We start from the raw sequence: 20,681 nt of genomic DNA on the forward strand, positions 1-20,681 counted from the left end.
TCAGCCTCACTGATATCAGATGTAGGACGGACGATCGTTTTTCGGCTCTGAGCCGAGGGTCCCGAGTACGGTTTTACCGATTTCACGGGCGGAGATAACGGCCTGACGAACAGCGCCAGAGTCACCCGAAATAACCAGAATGGCTTCGTTACTGAAGCTGGTGCCATGGGCAGGGGAGCTGTAGGCCACAACTTCCACGTTGGCTGATTTCAGGGCCGTATCGGCCATCAGGACACCAACGGATGCCGGCGCGCCGACGATAACGCCACAGGCACGGCCAATCGGTGCGCCAAAGGCTTTTTCAAGTGCGTAGCTGGCGCGTGCGGTGTACTGCATTTCGATGTGACCCGCTTCATTGGCATAAACATCGCCAAAGGTGCGATCCAGTTCTTTCAGTGCGACTTCAATGCCGCGTTTCACGTCGGAAACATCGTTGCCGCCAAGAATAATCAGCGAGCCATGACCTGCGCCGCCTTTGGTATCACGTGGTAACTCAATACTGACGACTTCAGTATTGGTGGCTTTTACCGCTTCATCGGCGGCCATGATGTGCGGGCCTGCGCCAGTACGGGCGCCAAGGATGCCAATGGAGCGATACCGTTTTTCAAGTTTCATTGCGTCCAGTAGGGCGCTGTCTACGTTGGCGATTACCAGACCGACGGTGTCGCCAATCGCGGTACCGACAAACTCCGTTAAACTGCAGCTTTTCTCTGCCATAGCCGTTTCTCGTGTTGGAGGATTATTTTCAGGGATAGCCTGCTGTTCCGGCGTTGCCACGCGAGCAATCACCTGCGCCATGATCTGTTCAACCAGCTCATTGCTGCTCATTAGCTAATTCCCTTCGGTAAGATTTTTTCTACATCGGTATGCGGGCGTGGGATGACGTGTACGGCTTTCACTTCTCCCACATTACGGGCTGCGGCGGCACCTGCATCTGTTGCTGCTTTGACTGCGCCGACATCGCCACGAACAATGACTGTTACCAGCCCCGAACCAATTTTTTCGTAGCCGACCAGCATTACATTGGCTGACTTCACCATTGCATCTGCGGCCTCTATGGCTGCAGTTAAGCCTTTGGTTTCTACCATTCCTAACGCTTCTTGTTGCATAAAGACCTCGCCTGGGTTGTCCCGATTTTCATGACTATAAAAAGAAGCGAGGAAAAAGAATGGCTGAGTTGAAAGTAAGAGTGAAAAAATAGTGGGGTTATGGTGAGATAAAATTGCTATGCACAATTATAACAATTTGTTTTTATTGGTTATTTCTAGTTTTAACAATGTGACTATTTGGTTATGTTAATTCCATATTTACACTTTTCCGAGTGACAGTTTAAATATCATTTGCTATGCGAGAAAAATGAAATTGTGATGATCGTTTGAAAATAGAATTCTGCTGTTCGCAATATTTTATTATTTTGAAAATGTACTTTTAATAGGGTAAATCCTCGTTTTACCGCCTGCTTTATTAAAGGTGATGGCAAGAATTTGCTATCACAACACGATTTTTAAGGGCATGTGGCTTGCAGATTGCCAACAATTTGCCGATACAGATTTTTATAGTAAGCCTTGAAGTAATCTTCCTGCCAGCAAGGAGTCCGCTGGTAAAGACACGAACTCTGCTTAGAAGGTGTCACAATGAACGATTCACTAAGAGCGCAATGTATTGCTGAGTTTTTGGGTACCGGACTATTTTTGTTTTTTGGTATTGGGTGCCTGAGCGCCCTGAAGGTCGCGGGTGCCAGTTTGGGATTGTGGGAGATCTGCATCATATGGGGCTTGGGGATCTCGCTTGCAGTTTACCTGACAGCCGGGATTTCTGGGGCCCATCTCAACCCCGCTATTACCATCGCACTTTGGTTGTTTGCCTGTTTTCCGGGTCGTAAGGTACTACCTTATTCTGTCGCTCAGATAGCGGGGGCCTTTGGTGGCGCTATGCTGGCCTATTTGTTGTACGGCAGCTTATTTATTGAGTATGAATCAGCCCATCAAATGGTACGCGGCAGTCTGGAAAGCCTGCAACTTGCCAGCATTTTTAGTACGTATCCTGCCGCCGCACTGAGTGTCTGGCAGGCCGCACTGGTCGAAGTGGTGATTACCTCCATTCTGATGGGGATGATTATGGCGCTAACGGATGACGGTAACGGTGTTCCCAAAGGCCCGTTAGCACCACTGCTGATTGGTATTCTGGTTGCTGTTATCGGCGCATCAACCGGTCCACTTACCGGCTTTGCGATGAACCCGGCACGTGACTTTGGTCCTAAATTGTTTGCCTGGATGGCCGGGTGGGGTGATGTTGCGATGACCGGGGGGCGCGATATCCCTTATTTCATCGTGCCGATTGTGGCACCCATCATCGGCGCCTGTGCGGGCGCAGCAATTTATCGTTATTTTATTGGCAAAAATTTACCGTGTAATTCGTGTAAGTTGGAGGAAAACGAGAGCTAGCTTCACGAAAGATGTTTATTATTGAAAGGTAAAAACTGTTTTCGTGATCCGGTTTCCTGAACGGCTTAAAAAGTCTCCCAACAATGGGAGACTTTTGTTATGTTCAATGCTGACTTTCATCAGAGCGCTGGATCGCGAGATGAAAATGAATGTGTGAATAATATGTTTTATTTATAACAATAAATTAACTGAGAGGTTTTATCATGATTTCTGCGAGTGCCCTGAACTCAGAACTCATTAATAAAATCGCACAGGATTTTGCACAGGCCACCAGTCTGGCTGTTGTGGTTGTCAATATTCACGGTGATGAAATTTCTGAGCTTTTTAATTTCACTCCTTTTTGCCAGTTGATGCGCCAGCATCCTCAGCATAGTACGCGTTGTCGTATGAGCGACCGCTGTGGAGGGTTGGAAGCCTCTAAATCCGATCAACCCTGCATTTATCGCTGCCATGCCGGGCTTACCGATTTCTCAATTCCGCTGGTCATCGCGGGACACCTGGTAGGGTTCGTGCTTTGTGGACAAGTACGCTTAAGTAACGATGTAGGCCTCGTTGATATTCTGAACGTCGATGACCGCTGGCAAGCCGATCCCGAACTGGTAAACGAGTTCCGTAATGTACCTGAAATGGACTATTCTCGAGTCATTGCTTCAGCGGATTTACTCAAGCTCATCGTCGAAAATTGCCTTAAGAAACAACTTAATTTTGTTGTTATCAAAGATAACCCGCAGCAGTCAGAGCCGGTACGCGCTAACCGTAGTACCAACCCTCATGACAGTAAAATGAAAAAAGCCCTGCGCTATATTGATGCACATTTATCAGACGATCTGCGTCTGGAAGATGTTGCCTCTCATGTTTTCCTTAGCCCGTACTATTTCAGCAAATTGTTCAAAAAATATCAGGGTATTGGTTTTAACGCATGGGTAAACCAACAAAGAATGGCCAGTGCCAAAGAGCTGCTTTGTCACAGTGACTGGAGCATAGCCAGCATTGCGCGTAATTTAGGCTTTTCGCAAACAAGTTATTTTTGCAAAGTTTTCCGCCAGACCTATCAGGTTACGCCGCAGGCATTTCGCCAGCAAATAAATGTCATTTCACGCGGTGAATCCGCTTAAATAGCAATATTTTGCTATTGCCGATTTTTGATATCGGGTGCTATGTCAGTCATTATAAAATGAAATGTGACAACAGCAGTCAATAAATTGTCATAGCGCAACAAAATAATGGTATTAGAGGGATAAACTGCACCAGTTTTTATTTTTGTGATGAGATACAGTGTCTGTGCGAATGACTTTCTTTATTCTTAGCTGATACTTTCATTCAAAAAGTGAACGTATGAATAAGTGGGTTAAGGCCAGAAAATTGGCTGAATGAACTCGGAAAGATATTAAATTGAATTATTGTCATGAGGTTGTGAAATTACCTCATAACAGAGAGCTTAATTAACCAGGCTCTTGAACTGACAGGTTTGCCACATTTGTGGTAGGGAAGGGGGTGAGAATCCCCCGCAGCCCCCGCTGCTGTGATGCTGACGACCCCGTATGGACCACTGATCGCAAGATTGGGAAGGACGGGTGAGGATGACGCTAAGCCAGAAGACCTGCCTGTCAGTGACTACCAACAACTTCGGTGGGAAGTGGGTGGTTCAGATGCATACAGTCGAGAGACTGGGTATCTCTACACCCCTACCACCCTGAACAGGATCAGGGTATGGCGGCCAATTTTCACGCATTTGTTCTTGCAGGTACCGGAAGCGGCTGTGGTAAAACCACGGTGACGCTGGGCTTGTTGAGATTGTTGAAAAAACGCGGTTTGCGCGTCCAGCCTTGCAAAGTAGGTCCTGATTACCTTGATACCGGCTGGCATACAGCGGTATGCGGTACCGCTTCCCGCAATCTTGATAGCTTCATGCTTCCCGTCCCCACGCTGAACGCTCTATTCAACGAGCAGATGCAACATGCGGATATCGCCGTTATTGAAGGTGTGATGGGGCTGTATGACGGCTATGGTACCGACCCATACTACTGCAGCACCGCCGCGATGGCTAAACAGTTAGGCTGTCCGATCATCTTACTGGTTGATGGTAAAGCCGTTTCCACTTCAATCGCCGCAACGGTAATGGGGTTTCAGCATTTTGATCCCACCCTGAACATCGCCGGGGTTATTGTTAATCGGGTTAACAGCGAAACGCATTACCAGTTACTGAAAGTCGCAATTGAACGTTACTGCGATGTACCCGTCTTGGGCTACGTACCCCGTATGGAGGGCGTTGCCCTTCCCGAACGTCACCTGGGTTTAGTAACCGCACGTGAGTCGGTTATCAATCAGCAACCGTGGCAGGCTTTTGCCGCGACACTGGAGCAAACCCTTGATATTGACGCGCTGCTGACATTAAGCCAGTCAACCAATCTTCCTGCTGGCGAATGGCCAACGCTGCCCGCCGCAGACGCCGGAGCAGGGCTAACGGTTGCAATTGCCGATGACGAAGCCTTCAACTTCTACTACCCGGATAACATTACGCTGCTGGAACGTACGGGGCTAAATATTGTTCGTTTTAGCCCGTTGCACGACACCTGTTTGCCGGACTGTCAGATGATCTGGTTAGGTGGCGGATATCCTGAGCTACACGCTGCGGCGCTGGCTCGCAATGTCTCGATACTGAATCAACTGCGAGAGGCACATCAACGTGGCGTCGCGATTTATGCAGAGTGCGGGGGGCTGATGTATCTCGGCAGTTCGCTTGAGGACAGCAACGGCGATACCTGGCTGATGGCGGATATCATTCCCGGCCACAGCAAAATGGGGAAACGTCTGACCCGATTTGGCTACTGCGAAGCGCAGGCCGCGCAGCAAACATTGTTAGCTGCAGAAGGTGAAGTGCTGCGCGGACATGAATTCCACTACTCCGATTTTACTCCTGAAACGCCAGCGGTGATGAACTGTCGCAAAGTGCGCGATGGTAAAACGCTGCAAGCCTGGTCCGGCGGCTGGCAGGTCGGAAACACCTTCGCCAGCTATCTACACGTTCATTTTGCTCAACGTCCGCAGATGCTTAACCATTGGCTGGCAGCCGCGAGGAGTGCGCTATGACGATCCTTACGTGGTGTGTTGCCTGGCTGCTTGATTTTATCATCGGCGATCCGCAGAACTGGCCGCATCCGGTGCGCTGGATTGGCAATCTGATTTCTGCCGTGCAGCGAATTGTTCGGCGTTACTGTCATAGCGACCGTGCGCTGCGCATTGGCGGTGCGGTGATGTGGATTGTGGTGGTTGGTCTGACCTGGGCTGTGTCCTGGGGCGTGCTGGCACTGGCAGAATCTGTTCATCCCTGGTTGGGTTGGGTGGTAGAGGTATGGATGATCTTTACCGTGCTGGCCGGGCGCTGCCTGGCAAAGGCCGCGCAGGATGTCGAACGTCCGCTGCGGGCCGGTGACCTTGCTCAGAGTCGGGAAAAATTGTCATGGATTGTGGGGCGTGATACCTCACAACTGCAACCGCAGCAGATCAATCGCGCGGTGGTGGAAACCGTGGCTGAAAACACCGTAGACGGCATTATCGCGCCGTTGTTCTTTCTCCTCCTCGGCGGTGCGCCCCTCGCGATGGCCTACAAAGCGGTAAACACCCTTGACTCCATGGTGGGCTACAAACATGAAAAATACCGCGCTATTGGTATGGTCAGCGCGCGTCTGGACGATGTTGCGAACTTTATTCCTGCAAGACTGAGCTGGCTGTTGCTGGGCGTGGCGGCATTTTTATGCCGTAAAGACGGCTCGCGAGCTTTACAGATTGGCTGGCGCGATCGCTACAACCACAGCAGCCCAAACTGTGCGTGGTCAGAGGCATCCGTAGCCGGGGCATTAGGCATTCGTCTGGGTGGTCCTAATGACTACTTTGGCGAGCGCGTTGAGAAACCGTGGATCGGTGATGCTCAACGCGACATTTCGGTAGACGACATTTCCCATACGATTCGACTGATGTGGGTGGCATCGACGCTGGCACTGGCGCTGTTTATTGCGCTGCGGTGGCTGTGGGTCGGTGTAGCCTGAGGACAACATAATGCAATATATCCAGCAACCCCAGGCGATTGAAGCCAAAAGTTTCGACATTATTGGCGAGATCATCCGTGAAACGCGTCCGGACTATCAGTTTGCCAGTCCGTTACATGAAGCCATTATCAAGCGTGTTATTCACACGACGGCAGATTTTGACTGGCTGGACATTCTGTGGTTTTCCCGTGATGTGCTGGAGCAGTTTTGTGCTGCGCTTAGCCGTTCGAGCGTGATTTATACCGACACCACGATGGCGCTTTCCGGGATCAATAAAACGCTGCTGGCAAAATTCGGCGGTGAATGCCGCTGCTACATCAGCGACCCGCGGGTTGTGCGTACGGCAAAAGAGCAGGGTATTACCCGGTCCATGGCGGCCGTTGACATTGCGGTGAAGGAAGAGGGGGAAAAGCTGTTTGTCTTTGGCAACGCGCCGACTGCGCTGTTCCGCCTGCTTGAGCATGATGTTGCCGTCAGCGGTGTGGTGGGTGTACCGGTCGGGTTTGTTGGTGCTGAAGAGTCGAAAGATGCCCTGACCCAAAGCAATTTGCCCGCCATTGCAGCGTTAGGCCGCAAAGGGGGAAGCAATGTCGCCGCCGCTATCGTCAACGCCATGCTTTATCACATGCAGGGGGCGCGATGAGCGAGGCCTTCGATACGCCGGTGTGGCACAACGGTAAAGCGCTGCGTAAAGGATATACCACGGGATCGTGCGCCACGGCTGCGGCAAAAGTTGCCGCGTTGATGGTATTGCGCCAACACCTCATCCATCAGGTTTCCATCGTGACGCCTTCCGGGGTGACGCTGTGCCTGAGCGTGGAGTCACCGCATATCGAAGGGCAGCAGGCAATAGCGGCCATCCGCAAAGACGGTGGAGATGATGTGGACGCCACCCACGGCATGCTGATTTTTGCCCGCGTGACGTTAGACGATAGTGGCGTGATTGCCTTACAGGGCGGTGAAGGGGTCGGTACGGTAACCCGCAAAGGGATTGGCCTGCCGGTGGGCAGTTCGGCGATTAACCGTACACCTCGCCAGACCATTGAATCTGCCGTCCGCGAAGCGATTGGCCCAAATCGTGGGGCGCAGATTGAAATCTTCGCGCCAGAAGGCGAAGAACGGGCGCAAAAAACCTACAACTCGCGCCTTGGCATTTTGGGCGGCATTTCGATTATTGGCACCACGGGTATTGTCACGCCGATGTCGGAAGAGAGCTGGAAACGTTCGCTGTCGCTGGAGCTGGAAATTAAGCGGGCGGCAGGACTGGAGCGCGTCGTACTGGTGCCTGGAAACCACGGCGAGCGTTTTGTTCGCGAGCAGATGGGTATCGACACCCAGGTTGTGGTCACCATGAGCAACTTTGTCGGTTACATGATTGAAGAAGCCGTACGTCTGGGGTTCCGGCAAATCGTGCTGGTGGGGCACCCCGGTAAGCTCGTCAAAATCGCGGCGGGGATCTTCCACACCCACAGCCATATTGCCGATGCCCGCATGGAAACGCTGGTGGCCCACCTCGCATTACTTGGCGCGCCGCTGGAACTGCTGACGCTGGTCAGCGACTGCGATACCACCGAGGCGGCGATGGAACACATCGACGCATACGGTTTTCAGCACATTTATAACCATCTGGCTCAGCGCATCTGTATGCGTGTCCTGCAAACGCTGCGCTTTACCAAAAATCCCCCGACCTGCGACGCCATCATGTTTTCTTTTGATAATCAGGTGCTTGGCAGTAATCGCCCGGTCGCAGAGATTGCTGAGGAGATGCAATGTTAACCGTTGTAGGGATGGGGCCAGCCGGTTTGCATTTGATGACGCCTGCGGCGCGTGAAGCGGTCGCGACGGCGGATGTGCTGGTCGGTGGAAAGCGGCATTTGCAGCAATTCCCGGATTTTACCGGTGAACGGTTTGCTCTTGGCGCCAATATCGCGGAACTCCTGAGCTGGGTAACTGCGCACCAGGATAAGCACGTCGTCGTGCTGGCGTCTGGCGATCCGCTGTTCTACGGCATTGGGACGCGCATGGTGGCGCATTTTGGCATTGAGAATGTGCGGATAATTCCCGGTATTAGCGCGGTGCAGTACCTGTGCGCGCAGTCCGGTATTGATATGAACGATATGTGGCTGACCAGTAGCCATGGCCGCAGCGTCTGTTTCGACGAGCTGGCGCGGCATAACAAGGTGGCGATGGTGACTGATGCGCTGTGTGGCCCGCGTGAAATCGCACAGCAGCTCATTGCCCGAGGCAAGGGGCATCGCTGGATGGTGATTGGCGAAAACCTGGCGATGGAAAACGAACAGATCCATTTCCTGCCTGTGCGTGAAGTTAACGCTGACTATGAGATGAATACAGTGGTGATCCTTGATGAAAGATGAGCTGTTTCTGCGTGGAGAGAAAGTGCCGATGACCAAAGAAGCGGTACGCGCACTTGCCCTCTCAAAACTTGAATTACACCGCGCCAGTCACCTGATTGATATTGGCGCCGGAACCGGCAGCGTGTCGATAGAAGCCGCGTTGCAATATCCCGGATTACGTGTAACGGCCATCGAACGTAACCCGGCGGCGCTTAGGTTGCTGGATGAAAACCGCCAGCATTTTGCCTGCGCAAATATCGATATTTTTCCCGGTGTTGCACCCATGACCATCACGGAAAAGGCTGATGCCATCTTCATGGGCGGCAGCGGCGGCCATCTGACCGAACTGATTGACTGGTCGATGCGCCAATTGCATCCCGCAGGGCGTTTGGTGATGACGTTTATCCTCCAGGAAAACCTCAACACCGCGCTGGCACATCTGGACCATCTTGGCGTACAGGGAGTGGATTGCCTGCAGTTACAGGTTTCCTCGCTTGCCACGCTTGGCAGTGGTCACTATTTCAAACCGAATAACCCCGTATTTGTTATCGCCTGTCAGAAGGAAGGAAACCATGTCTGAGATTTTTGATCCCCGTAGCGTGTGGTTTGTTGGCGCAGGTCCTGGCGATCGCGAGCTGATTACCCTCAAAGGTTACCGGTTGCTGCAGCAGGCGCAGGTTGTTATCTACGCCGGATCGCTGATTAACACTGAACTGCTGGAGTATTGCCCTGCCGGTGCTGAATGTCACGACAGCGCTGAACTGCATCTGGAGCAGATCCTTGATCTGATGGAAGCTGGAGTGAAAGCGGGCAAGACCGTTGTGCGCCTGCAAACCGGCGATGTCTCGTTGTACGGTTCCGTACGCGAGCAGGGTGAGGAGCTGACCAAACGTGGGATTGACTGGCAGGTGGTGCCTGGCGTCAGCGCGTTCCTCGGCGCGGCGGCGGAGCTGGGTGTTGAGTACACCGTACCTGAAGTTTCACAGAGTCTGATCATTACGCGCCTGGAAGGCCGCACCCCGGTACCGGAACGTGAACAGTTGGAGTCTTTTGCCAGTCACCAGACATCTATGGCGATTTATCTTTCCGTCCAGCGCATTCATCGGGTGGCTGAGCGTCTGATTGAAGGCGGCTATCCGGCGACCACGCCCGTGGCGGTGATCTATAAAGCGACCTGGCCGGAAAGCCAGACTGTGCGCGGGACCCTGGCGGATATTGGCGACAAGGTTCGCGATGCGGGCATCCGTAAAACGGCCCTTATTCTGGTCGGTAATTTCCTGGGCTCGGAGTATCACTACTCCAAACTCTATGCGGCGGACTTTAGCCATGAATACCGTAAAGCCTGAGTCAATTGCGCTTTTTTGCCTGACTCCTGGTGGCGTTGTGCTGGCGAAACGTCTGGCAGCCATGCTGCCGGTTACCTGTTTTACCAGTGAAAAGCTGCTGGAGGAGGGGTTTATTCCCTTTGAAAACGGTTTTGCGAATACCGCCCGCGAAGCGTTTACGAATTACTCGGCGCTGATTTTTATCGGTGCGACCGGCATTGCGGTGCGCGTACTGGCCCCGCTGGTCAATGACAAATTCTGCGATCCGGCAGTGGTGGTCATTGATGAACGTGCCCAGCATGTCATCAGCCTGCTCTCCGGCCACGCGGGCGGTGCCAATGCGTTGGCGCGTTATCTGGCGGGCATGTTGGGCGCTGACCCGGTTATCACTACCGCGACGGATGTGAACGATATGGCGGCACTGGATACGCTGGCATTTCAACTCAACGCCCGGATGAGTGATTTCCGTTCGGCGGTGAAGATCGTGAATCAGATGCTGGTCAGCAATAAACGGGTTGGTCTGTGGTGGGATGACGAACTGACGCAGGATGTCAGCCATTGCGACCGGCGCGGATTTATTACGGTTACCGATCTTAACCAGCTCCCCGAACTGGATACGTTGGTGTGCATCACCTTACGCACCAATTTACCTGACCTGCCTGTTCCGCACTGGAAGTTGGTGCCACAGCGGGTTGTGGCCGGAATTGGCTGTCGCCGTGATACGCCGTTCCCTCTGCTGGCTGCGCTGCTTGCCCGGCAACTTGAAGCTCAACAGCTCGATCCGTTGGCGCTAAAAGCGATTGGCAGCATCACGCTGAAAAAAGATGAACAGGGACTTATCCAACTGGCTTCGTGCTGTCGCGTTCCTTTCGAAACCTTTACCGCTGACGCGCTGCGTGAGCATGAGCACCGTTTTCCGGCCTCATCGTTTGTTCGCAAAACGGTAGGTACAGGAAGCGTTTCCGGTCCTGCAGCCTGGCTGTTGAGCCACGGAAAACTGTTAGGCGAGACCCTGCGAGAACAGGGCGTCACCATCACTTTGGGAGTTTCACACTGATGTTAAGCGTAATTGGAATTGGCCCTGGCTCGCAGGCAATGATGACCATGGAAGCCGTTGAAGCACTGCAGGCAGCGGAAATCATCGTTGGCTATAAAACCTACACCCATCTGGTAAAAGCGTTCACGGGTGACAAGCAGGTGATCAAAACCGGAATGTGCAAAGAGATTGAACGCTGCCAGGCGGCGATCGAACTGGCACAGGCGGGTCATAACGTGGCGCTGATCAGTAGCGGTGACGCGGGGATTTACGGTATGGCCGGGCTGGTGCTCGAACTGGTCAGCAAGCAAAAGCTGGATGTTGAGGTCAGGCTAATACCTGGCATGACCGCCAGTATTGCCGCGGCCTCTTTGCTGGGCGCGCCGCTGATGCACGACTTCTGCCACATCAGCTTAAGCGATCTGTTAACGCCGTGGCCGGTTATCGAAAAACGTATCGTTGCCGCCGGTGAGGCAGACTTTGTTATCTGTTTCTACAACCCGCGCAGCCGGGGTCGCGAAGGCCATCTGGCGCGCGCATTTGAATTGCTTTCCGCCAGTAAAAGCGCACAAACGCCGGTTGGTATTGTGAAGTCTGCCGGACGTAAAAAGCAGGAAAAATGGTTAACCACGCTCGGTGAAATGGATTTCGAACCAGTTGATATGACCAGCCTTGTGATCGTGGGTAACAAAACAACCTATGTTCAGGACGGCCTGATGATCACGCCACGAGGTTATGTGCTGTGAATTACGGTGATGTGCTGGTCATGGGCGGCACCAGCGATGCGCGCATGCTGTGCCAGCAACTGGATGCGGCAAACGTGGCCTACACCCTGTCAGTTGCCACCCCAACGGGGAAACAGCTGGCGGGAGACATCAAAGGCCAGGTGCGATGCGGGCGTCTGGAACGTGAACAAATGATTGCCTGGCTACAGGAAAACCGGACGCGCTGGGTGATCGATGCCTCGCATCCGTACGCCGAGGTAGTGAGCCGCAACATCATGAGCGCCTGCGAAGCGGCGGGCGTACTGCTGAGCCGCTACCAGCGCCCTGAGCAGTTGAGCGGATTAACTCACCCGCACCTGTATACCGTACAAAGTATTCCGCAAGCCTGTGAGGTGGCGCGACGCTTTGGCGATCGCGTGCTGCTGACGACCGGCAGTAAAGATCTGGCCATCTGGCGCGAAGGGTTGCCTGAAAAAACGCTGCTGGCGCGCGTTCTGCCTGTTCCTGAGGTCATTCAGCAATGCGCGGATCTGGGATTTGGTGTCGGTGAAATCTTCGCACTGTGCGGACCGTTCAGCGCCGAGTTCAACGCCGCGTTTTATCGCCAGTGTCAGGCTGATGTGGTGATCACTAAGGCTTCAGGCGCTGAAGGTGGTTATCAGGAAAAGGTTCAACCCTGTCTGGATGCCGGTATCCCCTGCATCGTGATTACACGTCCGGCACCGTTGGTGACGGGAGAAGAGTTACTGGAAAGTCAGGCCGCCTTTGGGGCGCGTTTAACGCGCTGGCTGGCCGCTGCTTAAGGAGTTAGAGATGAAAAAGGCGCTTCTGGTGGTCAGCTTTGGCACCAGCTATCACGACACCTGCGAGAAAAATATTGTGGCCTGTGAGCGCGATCTCGCAGCCAGTTGCCCCGACCGCGACCTGTTCCGGGCGTTTACCTCCGGGATGATTATCCGCAAGCTCAAGCAGCGCGACGGCATTGAAATCGACACGCCGCTGCAGGCTCTGCAAAAGCTGGCGGAGCAGGGGTATCAGGATGTGGCTATTCAGTCGCTGCACATTATCAATGGCGACGAATACGAAAAAATTGTCCGCGAAGTGCAAAGTATGCGTCCGCTGTTTTCACGCCTGACGCTGGGTGTACCGCTGCTGAGCAGCCATGAAGATTACACCCAGTTGATGCTGGCGCTGCAACAGCAGATGCCGGCGCTTGGCGAAAGTGAAAAAGTGGTGTTTATGGGACACGGCGCCAGCCACCATGCTTTTGCCGCCTATGCCTGTCTCGACCACATGATGACGGCGCAGCGCTTTCCCGCGCGGGTTGGGGCGGTGGAAAGCTATCCGGAAGTGGATGTGTTGATTGAAAGTTTATCTCAGGAAGGGGTGACGGCGGTGCATCTGATGCCGCTGATGTTAGTCGCTGGCGACCATGCCATCAACGATATGGCCTCCGACGAAGATGATTCGTGGAAAACGTTGTTCAATGCAGCAGGGATACCGGCTACGCCGTGGCTTAGTGGTCTGGGTGAGAACCCGGCGGTTCGCGCCATGTTCGTGGCACATTTACAGCAGGCGCTTAATGTGGCGCTGGAGGAAGCAGCATGAGCGGAAAACTGTATGCACTGAGCACCGGGCCAGGTGCTTCCGACTTGATTACCGTGCGTGCCGCACGCACGCTGGGCGCGCTGGATATTCTCTATGCGCCTGCCGGGCGTAAAGGCGGTGACAGTCTGGCATTGTCGATTGTACGTGAGTATATCGGTGAACAGACCGAAGTCCGCTGCTGTCATTTTCCTATGAGTGCCGATAGCGTTGAAAAAGAGGCTGTCTGGGATGAAGTTGCTGCCGCGCTGGTTCAGGAAGTCGAGGCCGGTAAGCAGGTGGGGTTTATCACTCTCGGCGATGCGATGCTGTTCAGCACCTGGGTCTTTTTACTTCAGCGTATTGGTTGTCCTGACTGGCTGGAAATCGTTCCTGGCGTCACGTCTTTCGCCGCGATTGCCGCGCGTTCCAAAACGCCGCTCGCTATGGAGCAGCAGTCACTGGCGGTGGTCTCCTGTACCGCACCGGAAGCGGAAATCCAGCAAGCGTTAAAACAGCATGACAGTCTGGTGTTGATGAAAGTGTACGGTCGTTTTGCGCGTATTAAAGCGCTGCTACAACAAGAGGGTTTGTTGGACTGTGCATTAATGATGTCTGAAGCCACGCTGCCAGGTGAACAGTGCTGGCGTCATCTCGATGAGGTGAGCGACGATCAGCCGCTGCCTTATTTCTCGACCATTCTGGTCAATAAACAGTGGGAGTATGCACAATGAAGCTTGAACAACAGCTAAAACAGCTGTCTTTCAGCGGGTTGGCTGCGGCGCTATTACTGATGATTGTTCCTGAACAAGCGTTCGCCATGCACATTATGGAAGGTTTCTTGCCGCCGATGTGGGCGCTGGCCTGGTGGCTGCTGTTTTTACCCTGCCTGTGGTACGGGCTGGTACGTCTGCGCCAAATTGTGCAGGAGGATAACCACCAGAAGGTTTTGCTGGCCCTGTGTGGCGCTTTTATTTTTGTGCTGTCGGCGCTGAAAATTCCTTCCGTTACAGGAAGCTGCTCACATCCTACCGGTGTAGGCCTGGCGGTTATCCTGTTTGGACCGGGCGTGGTTGCCATCCTTGGGGCGATTGTCCTGCTGTTCCAGGCTCTGCTGCTGGCACACGGTGGTTTAACGACGCTCGGCGCGAACGGCATGTCGATGGCGGTAATTGGCCCGGTAGTGGGTTACATGGTGTGGAAAATGGCCTGCCGCGCAGGGCTGCGTCGTGATGTCTGCGTCTTCCTGTGTGCGATGCTGGCGGATCTCGTCACCTATTTTGTGACCTCGGTACAGCTGGGCGTTGCGTTCCCGGATCCCTCTGCTGGTGCTACCGGCTCAATCATTAAGTTCATGGGGATTTTCTGCCTGACGCAGATCCCAATTGCGATTGCGGAAGGGTTACTTACCGTGCTGATTTACGATCAGCTAACCAAACGCCAGTTGATAACCGCACAAGGGCATTAACGATGAAAAAGACGCTGATTATATTGGGCATGGTAGTGGCGCTGGTGATCCTGCCGTTCTTTATCAACCACGGTGGGGAATACGGCGGTTCAGATGGTGAGGCGGAAAGCCAGATTCAGGCTATTGCCCCGCATTATGAGCCCTGGTTCCAGCCGTTGTATGAACCCGCAAGCGGTGAAATTGAAAGTCTGCTGTTTACACTCCAGGGATCGCTGGGCGCAGCTGTGATTTTCTATATCCTGGGTTACACCAAGGGTAGGCAACGCCGTGATGACCGGGCTTGACAGGCTTAGCTATCAAAGCCGTTGGGTTCATGTCTCGCCGGTGCGGAAATTTCTGCTCTGGCTGGTGATGATGATTCTGGCGTTTACTCTGCCCCCATTGGGGCAGGGTATTGAGCTTTTACTTATTGCCGCGCTGAGCTGCTGGCTGCTGCGTATTTCCTTCTGGCGCTGGTGCCGTTGGATGGCATTACCGTTTGGTTTTCTCACGGTTGGCGTGGTGACCATTTTGTTTAGCATCAGCCGCGATCCACAGACGCTGTTGGCCAGCATACCTGTGGGAAGTTATTGGTTGGGGATCAGCGTACCAGGACTGGTGACCGCCAATGAAACGTTCTGGCGTAGCCTTGCCGCGCTGGCGGCAACCTTCTGGCTGGTACTGAATCTGCCGTTTCCGCAATTAATTATCTTACTCAAACGCGCGCACGTTCCTCGCCTGCTAACTGAGCAGATCCTGCTGACCTGGCGGTTTATTTTTATCCTGTTAGACGAGGCGCTGGCTATTCATCGCGCACAAACGCTGCGTTTTGGTTATCGTAGCTTGCCGTTGGGCTACCGCTCTCTGGCAATGCTGGTGGGATTGCTGTTTACCCGCGTGTTGATCCGCTACCAGCAAATGACCACCACACTGGATATCAAACTGTATCAGGGTGATTTTCACCTGTAAGGAAAAGTATGCTTGCCACCTCAGCGCTTTGGTTTCGCTATCAGGATGACCCGATCCTCAAAGGGCTAACGCTGGATTTTTCTACGCATGCCGTCACCGGGCTGGTAGGCGCTAATGGTTGCGGGAAATCCACGCTGTTTATGAACCTGAGTGGCTTATTGCGCCCACAGCAAGGGGCGGTGATGTGGCAGGGCAAACCGCTGGATTACAGCAAGCGCGGCCTGCTGGCGCTGCGTCAACAGGTGGCAACGGTATTTCAGGACCCCGATCAGCAAATCTTTTATACCGATATCGACAGCGATATCGCCTTTAGCCTGCGCAATCTTGGGGTGGATGAGGCTGAAATCGCTCGCCGCGTGGAAGATGCGCTTACGCTGGTCGACGCCCAGCACTTTCGCCATCAGCCCATTCAGTGTTTAAGCCATGGGCAAAAAAAGCGCGTAGCGATTGCCGGGGCGTTGGTGTTGCAGGCGCAGTATTTGCTGCTGGATGAACCTACTGCTGGCCTTGACCCATCAGGCCGCACGCAGATGATTGAGATTATCAAACGCATCGTAGCGCAAGGAAATCACGTCGTAATTTCCAGCCATGATATCGATCTTATCTATGAAGTCAGCGATGCGGTGTACGTTTTACGCCGGGGCGAAGTGCTCACGCACGGCGCGCCAGGCGACGTTTTCGCCCGTACGGATCTTATTGAACAAGCGGGATTAACTCAGCCCTGGCTGGTGAAGCTGCATACCGAGCTGGGCTTCCCGCTGTGTAAAACAGAGGTTGAATTTTTTAGCTGTATGCGAGAGAACGCACTGAAGGAGGCGTCATGACGCAGGCAATAATGTTGCAGGGAACGGCATCTGATGTGGGTAAAAGCGTATTGGTCGCCGGGCTGTGTCGTATTTTTTATCAGGATGGACTGCATACCGCGCCGTTCAAATCGCAGAACATGGCGCTGAACTCTGGCATTACGCCAGAGGGAAAAGAAATGGGCCGCGCGCAAATTTTTCAGGCTGAAGCCGCAGGTATTACGCCAGATGTGCGTATGAACCCGGTGCTGCTTAAACCGACCAGCGATCGAAAAGCGCAGGTGGTGCTGATGGGCAAAGTGGCGACCGATATGGACGCGGTGAGTTACCACGAGTACAAGCCACGTCTGCGGGAACAGATCCTGTCAGTTTATAACAGCCTGGCGCAGGAGTTTGATGTGCTGGTGCTGGAAGGTGCGGGGAGCCCGGCAGAGATTAACCTGCGCGATCGCGATATCGTCAATATGGGTATGGCAGAGATGGCTCAGTGCCCTGTCGTTTTGGTGGCGGATATCGATCGTGGCGGAGTGTTTGCTTCCATCTACGGCACGCTGGCGCTGTTGCACGATCACGAACGCGCGCGGGTAAAAGGGGTGATCATCAATAAGTTTCGCGGTGATGTGACGCTGCTGCACTCTGGTATCGAGCAAATTGAAGCGCTGACCGGTGTTCCGGTACTGGGCGTGATGCCATGGCTGGATGTTGATCTGGAAGATGAAGATGGCGTTGCGCTGCAAAAGGGCAAGTATTTGCGCACTGACAAACGCGACATCGACATCGCCGTTGTTCAAATTCCACACATATCTAACTTTACTGATTTTAATGCGCTTGCTGCGCAGCCGGATGTGCGCGTGCGCTATGTTCGTCAGCCTGAAGAGTTGGCGGGGGCCGATCTGGTGATTTTGCCGGGTAGTAAAAATACCCTTGGCGATCTGGTGTGGCTGCGTGAAAGCGGGATGGCACATGGCGTCGTGCAATTACATCGTAATAACGTACCGGTGGTGGGGATTTGCGGCGGCTATCAAATGCTCGGTGACACCATCATTGATGAAGTAGAGTCGGGACTCGGTACGCTGCCGGGGCTGGGCTTGCTCAATACAGTCACCCATTTTGCCCAGCACAAAACCACGACCCTGGTTGAGGGAAAAATGTCCTCATCGCTTCCTGACTGGTTGGCGGGCACGGCGGGGTTATCCGTTCGCGGTTATGAAATTCATATGGGCGAAACAGCATTAACCGATGAATGCCGGTCGGTGATGACGTTGCACAAAGACGGCGGCAACGTTGCTGACGGCGCGGTCACTCCGGATGGCCTGGCGTTCGGCACCTATCTTCACGGTCTTTTCGACAGCGATGATTTCACCCGAGCGTTGATCAATGGCCTGCGAGAACGTAAAGGGTTAGCTCCGCTGGATTCCACCTTCCATTACGCGCAATATAAATCGCAGCAGTTTGATCTGCTGGCGGATGCGATGCGGCAACACATCGATATTGAGAAAATTTATACCATCATGCAGCAACACCGGGAGCCAGTATGATGATTCTGGTTACTGGCGGCGCGCGAAGCGGTAAGAGTCGGCATGCGGAAGCGCTGATCGCTGATTCCCCAAACGTTTTGTATATTGCGACTTCGCAGATTTTTGATGAGGAGATGGCTGCGCGAATTCAGCATCATCGCGATGGACGTCCTGCGCACTGGCGGACAGCCGAACGTTGGCAACATCTTGATGAACTGATCACGGACATGAACGATCCTCAGGAAGCTATTCTGCTGGAATGCATCACCACGATGGTGACCAACTTGCTGTTTGCGCTGGGCGGTGAAAGCGATCCGGACAGCTGGGATTACGCGGCGATGGAGCAGTCTATCGAAGGTGAAATCCGTTCGCTGATCGCAGCCTGTCAGCGCTGCCCGGCAAAGATCGTGTTGGTCACAAACGAAGTGGGAATGGGGATTGTGCCGGAGAACCGTCTGGCGCGGCATTTTCGTGATATTGCAGGACGCGTGAACCAGCGACTGGCGGCGGCAGCGGATGAGGTCTGGCTGGTGGTATCAGGAATTGGAGTCAAAATTAAATGAGTAAGTTGTTCTGGGCAATGCTCTCTTTTATCAGTCGCTTGCCCGTTCCTGCTCGCTGGTCGCAAGGACTGGATTTCGAGCATTATTCCCGCGGTATTGTGATGTTTCCCCTGATTGGCGTCGTGTTGGGAGGGCTGACGGGGCTGGTCTTTATGGCGCTCCAGCCCTGGTGCGGTATTCCGTTGGCGGCCCTTTTTGCGGTGCTGACGCTGGCGTTGCTGACCGGGGGATTTCATCTGGATGGTCTGGCGGATACCTGTGACGGCATTTTTTCGGCGCGCCGACGCGAGCGGATGCTGGAAATCATGCGCGACAGTCGTCTGGGCACCCACGGTGGACTGGCGTTAATTTTCGTTTTACTGGCGAAGGTGCTGGTGATGAGTGAACTGGCTTTGCGTGGCACGCCGATGCTGGCCGCGCTGGCAGCTGCATGTGTCGCCGGGCGAGGAACGGCGGTGTTGCTGATGTATCGGCATCGCTATGCCCGCGAAGAAGGGCTAGGCAACGTTTTTATTGGCAAAGTCACCGGGCGTCAAACCTGCGTTACGTTGGGATTAGCGGCGATCCTTGCCGCCGTGCTACTTCCCGGCATGCGCGGCGTGGCAGCGCTAGTTGTCACAATAGTGGCGATTTTTATTCTTGGGCAGTTATTAAAACGCACGTTGGGTGGGCAAACCGGCGATACGCTGGGCGCTGCCATTGAACTTGGCGAGTTGATTTTCTTGCTGGCTCTGCTCTGAGTCAGCCCACATACTGGAACCCTTATGCAGACTTTAACCTCTTTACTCCGCACGATCCCATCACCCGACAGTGCCGCGATGCTGCGTGCACAGCAGCATATCGACGGCTTGCTTAAGCCGCCGGGAAGTTTGGGGCGACTCGAATCTCTCGCCGCACAATTGGCCGGGATGCCTGGCCTGAAGGGTGTGCCGCATGTGAATGGCAAAGCGATGCTGGTGATGTGCGCCGATCACGGTGTGTGGGATGAAGGGGTTGCCGTTTCGCCTAAAGTTGTCACGGCTATTCAGGCTGCCAATATGACGCGTGGAACGACCGGCGTCTGCGTCCTGGCCGCTCAGGCGGGGGCGAAGGTCCATGTGATAGATGTTGGGATTGATGCTGAACCTATTCCCGGTGTGGTGAATATGCGTGTGGCACGCGGCTGCGGCAATATAGCCGAAGGTCCGGCAATGAGCCGTTCGCAGGCAGAAGAGCTGTTGCTGGAAGTCATCCGCTATACCCATGAACTGGCAAAAGACGGCGTAACGCTGTTTGGTGTCGGTGAGCTTGGTATGGCAAATACCACACCTGCGGCGGCCATTGTCAGTGTGCTGACCGGCAGTGATGCTGAGGAAGTCGTGGGTATTGGCGCTAACCTTCCTCTTTCTCGGGTGGGGAATAAGGTAGACGTTGTGCGCCGGGCAATTGCCGTCAATCAACCGGATCGCCTTGACGGTGTCGATGTGCTGGCTAAGGTTGGCGGGTTTGATCTTGTCGGTATGGCGGGGGTGATGCTTGGTGCGGCCTCCTGTGGCCTGCCGGTCGTGTTGGATGGTTTTCTTTCGTATTCTGCTGCTCTGGCGGCCAGCCAGATTGCACCGCAGATTAAACCCTACCTAATCCCGTCACACTTCTCCGCTGAGAAGGGTGCCCGCACCGCGCTGGCGCATCTTGAATTAGATCCTTATCTGAATATGGGGATGCGTTTAGGTGAAGGTAGCGGGGCCGCGCTGGCGATGCCGATTATTGAAGCTGCCTGCGCTATGTACAAAAATATGGGGCAGTTAGCCGCCAGCAATATTGTGCTTCCAGATGGTAAGGAAGCGTAGTTACCGCTCAACCTGAACCTCGCCTGATGGCGAGGTTTT

The 20,681-nt window shown here is 53.9% G+C and carries 24 protein-coding genes and 1 riboswitch; of the genes, 22 read left to right on the forward strand and 2 right to left on the reverse strand.

All coding sequences use genetic code 11. The features are described 5' to 3' along the window. Nucleotides 1-15: 15 nt before the first annotated feature. Together pduB and pduA are read right to left on the reverse strand one after the other, a co-directional pair. A complete protein-coding gene (pduB, locus tag OGY18_RS05675) occupies nt 16-828 on the reverse strand; it encodes a propanediol utilization microcompartment protein PduB (protein ID WP_003834129.1) in 813 nt (270 codons plus the stop codon). Beyond that, nucleotides 828-1,109 carry a propanediol utilization microcompartment protein PduA gene (gene pduA / locus OGY18_RS05680; RefSeq protein WP_003030255.1) on the reverse strand — a complete coding sequence of 94 codons (282 nt, stop codon included), beginning with the start codon at nt 1,107-1,109 and terminating at the stop codon, nt 828-830. The genes pduB and pduA overlap by 1 nt, the downstream gene beginning before the upstream one ends. Before the next feature lie 525 nt (nt 1,110-1,634). Here pduA and pduF point away from each other — a divergent pair. From pduF to cobT, 22 genes are all read left to right on the forward strand, one after another. Continuing rightward, complete coding sequence (gene pduF, locus OGY18_RS05685; RefSeq protein ID WP_003030258.1) at nt 1,635-2,444, forward strand: propanediol diffusion facilitator PduF; 810 nt, start codon at nt 1,635-1,637, stop codon at nt 2,442-2,444. A gap of 203 nt (nt 2,445-2,647) precedes the next feature. Next, complete coding sequence (pocR, locus tag OGY18_RS05690; RefSeq protein ID WP_003834122.1) at nt 2,648-3,559, forward strand: transcriptional regulator PocR; 912 nt, start codon at nt 2,648-2,650, stop codon at nt 3,557-3,559. 332 nt (nt 3,560-3,891) lie between these two features. Continuing rightward, a riboswitch (cobalamin riboswitch) is annotated at nt 3,892-4,066 on the forward strand. 88 nt (nt 4,067-4,154) lie between these two features. Then, complete coding sequence (locus OGY18_RS05695) at nt 4,155-5,534, forward strand: cobyrinic acid a,c-diamide synthase CobB (RefSeq protein ID WP_286552208.1); 1,380 nt, start codon at nt 4,155-4,157, stop codon at nt 5,532-5,534. Further along, nucleotides 5,531-6,490, forward strand: coding sequence for an adenosylcobinamide-phosphate synthase CbiB (gene cbiB / locus OGY18_RS05700; RefSeq protein ID WP_286552209.1), 960 nt, complete (start codon nt 5,531-5,533; stop codon nt 6,488-6,490). The genes OGY18_RS05695 and cbiB overlap by 4 nt, the downstream gene beginning before the upstream one ends. Nucleotides 6,491-6,500: 10 nt before the next feature. After that, the gene (locus OGY18_RS05705) at nt 6,501-7,133 is read left to right on the forward strand and encodes a cobalt-precorrin-8 methylmutase (protein WP_003834115.1); all 633 of its coding nucleotides are present in this window, start codon (nt 6,501-6,503) and stop codon (nt 7,131-7,133) included. Then, nucleotides 7,130-8,266 (forward strand): cobalt-precorrin-5B (C(1))-methyltransferase CbiD, encoded by a 1,137-nt coding sequence (gene cbiD, locus OGY18_RS05710; protein WP_126317751.1) that lies wholly within the window; start codon nt 7,130-7,132, stop codon nt 8,264-8,266. Before OGY18_RS05705 ends, cbiD begins: the two co-directional genes overlap by 4 nt. Beyond that, the gene (locus OGY18_RS05715) at nt 8,260-8,865 is read left to right on the forward strand and encodes a cobalt-precorrin-7 (C(5))-methyltransferase (protein WP_198579308.1); all 606 of its coding nucleotides are present in this window, start codon (nt 8,260-8,262) and stop codon (nt 8,863-8,865) included. Before cbiD ends, OGY18_RS05715 begins: the two co-directional genes overlap by 7 nt. After that, nucleotides 8,855-9,424, forward strand: coding sequence for a decarboxylating cobalt-precorrin-6B (C(15))-methyltransferase (locus tag OGY18_RS05720; protein ID WP_003834109.1), 570 nt, complete (start codon nt 8,855-8,857; stop codon nt 9,422-9,424). Before OGY18_RS05715 ends, OGY18_RS05720 begins: the two co-directional genes overlap by 11 nt. Further along, the gene (locus OGY18_RS05725; RefSeq protein ID WP_003030275.1) at nt 9,417-10,190 is read left to right on the forward strand and encodes a cobalt-precorrin-4 methyltransferase; all 774 of its coding nucleotides are present in this window, start codon (nt 9,417-9,419) and stop codon (nt 10,188-10,190) included. Before OGY18_RS05720 ends, OGY18_RS05725 begins: the two co-directional genes overlap by 8 nt. Then, complete coding sequence (gene cbiG / locus OGY18_RS05730; RefSeq protein ID WP_286552213.1) at nt 10,171-11,226, forward strand: cobalt-precorrin 5A hydrolase; 1,056 nt, start codon at nt 10,171-10,173, stop codon at nt 11,224-11,226. Before OGY18_RS05725 ends, cbiG begins: the two co-directional genes overlap by 20 nt. Next, nucleotides 11,226-11,951, forward strand: a complete 726-nt coding sequence (locus tag OGY18_RS05735; RefSeq protein ID WP_003030278.1) for a precorrin-3B C(17)-methyltransferase — start codon at nt 11,226-11,228, stop codon at nt 11,949-11,951. The genes cbiG and OGY18_RS05735 overlap by 1 nt, the downstream gene beginning before the upstream one ends. Continuing rightward, nucleotides 11,948-12,733, forward strand: coding sequence for a cobalt-precorrin-6A reductase (locus tag OGY18_RS05740; protein ID WP_123267447.1), 786 nt, complete (start codon nt 11,948-11,950; stop codon nt 12,731-12,733). Before OGY18_RS05735 ends, OGY18_RS05740 begins: the two co-directional genes overlap by 4 nt. Nucleotides 12,734-12,743: 10 nt before the next feature. Continuing rightward, entirely contained in the window at nt 12,744-13,538 is a 795-nt protein-coding gene (gene cbiK, locus OGY18_RS05745; RefSeq protein ID WP_003834103.1) for a sirohydrochlorin cobaltochelatase, read from the forward strand. Next, nucleotides 13,535-14,248 (forward strand): cobalt-factor II C(20)-methyltransferase, encoded by a 714-nt coding sequence (locus OGY18_RS05750; protein ID WP_063940443.1) that lies wholly within the window; start codon nt 13,535-13,537, stop codon nt 14,246-14,248. Before cbiK ends, OGY18_RS05750 begins: the two co-directional genes overlap by 4 nt. Further along, nucleotides 14,245-14,982, forward strand: coding sequence for a cobalt ECF transporter S component CbiM (gene cbiM / locus OGY18_RS05755; RefSeq protein ID WP_003834098.1), 738 nt, complete (start codon nt 14,245-14,247; stop codon nt 14,980-14,982). Before OGY18_RS05750 ends, cbiM begins: the two co-directional genes overlap by 4 nt. Before the next feature lie 2 nt (nt 14,983-14,984). Beyond that, complete coding sequence (locus OGY18_RS05760; RefSeq protein WP_003030289.1) at nt 14,985-15,266, forward strand: energy-coupling factor ABC transporter substrate-binding protein; 282 nt, start codon at nt 14,985-14,987, stop codon at nt 15,264-15,266. Then, nucleotides 15,253-15,930 carry an energy-coupling factor ABC transporter transmembrane protein gene (locus OGY18_RS05765; protein WP_286552253.1) on the forward strand — a complete coding sequence of 226 codons (678 nt, stop codon included), beginning with the start codon at nt 15,253-15,255 and terminating at the stop codon, nt 15,928-15,930. The genes OGY18_RS05760 and OGY18_RS05765 overlap by 14 nt, the downstream gene beginning before the upstream one ends. Before the next feature lie 8 nt (nt 15,931-15,938). Then, complete coding sequence (locus OGY18_RS05770) at nt 15,939-16,754, forward strand: energy-coupling factor ABC transporter ATP-binding protein (protein ID WP_286552215.1); 816 nt, start codon at nt 15,939-15,941, stop codon at nt 16,752-16,754. Next, nucleotides 16,751-18,271, forward strand: coding sequence for a cobyric acid synthase (locus OGY18_RS05775; protein WP_003834085.1), 1,521 nt, complete (start codon nt 16,751-16,753; stop codon nt 18,269-18,271). Before OGY18_RS05770 ends, OGY18_RS05775 begins: the two co-directional genes overlap by 4 nt. After that, the gene (gene cobU / locus OGY18_RS05780) at nt 18,268-18,813 is read left to right on the forward strand and encodes a bifunctional adenosylcobinamide kinase/adenosylcobinamide-phosphate guanylyltransferase (RefSeq protein ID WP_003834083.1); all 546 of its coding nucleotides are present in this window, start codon (nt 18,268-18,270) and stop codon (nt 18,811-18,813) included. Before OGY18_RS05775 ends, cobU begins: the two co-directional genes overlap by 4 nt. Then, the gene (gene cobS, locus OGY18_RS05785) at nt 18,810-19,553 is read left to right on the forward strand and encodes an adenosylcobinamide-GDP ribazoletransferase (protein WP_286552217.1); all 744 of its coding nucleotides are present in this window, start codon (nt 18,810-18,812) and stop codon (nt 19,551-19,553) included. Before cobU ends, cobS begins: the two co-directional genes overlap by 4 nt. A gap of 24 nt (nt 19,554-19,577) precedes the next feature. Then, on the forward strand, nt 19,578-20,642 hold the full coding sequence (gene cobT / locus OGY18_RS05790; protein ID WP_198579306.1) for a nicotinate-nucleotide--dimethylbenzimidazole phosphoribosyltransferase: 1,065 nt from the start codon (nt 19,578-19,580) through the stop codon (nt 20,640-20,642). Nucleotides 20,643-20,681: the final 39 nt, after the last annotated feature.

Origin of the sequence: Citrobacter sp. Cpo142 (assembly GCF_030332425.1) — a bacterium.
Taxonomy (GTDB): Bacteria; Pseudomonadota; Gammaproteobacteria; order Enterobacterales; family Enterobacteriaceae; genus Citrobacter; species Citrobacter portucalensis.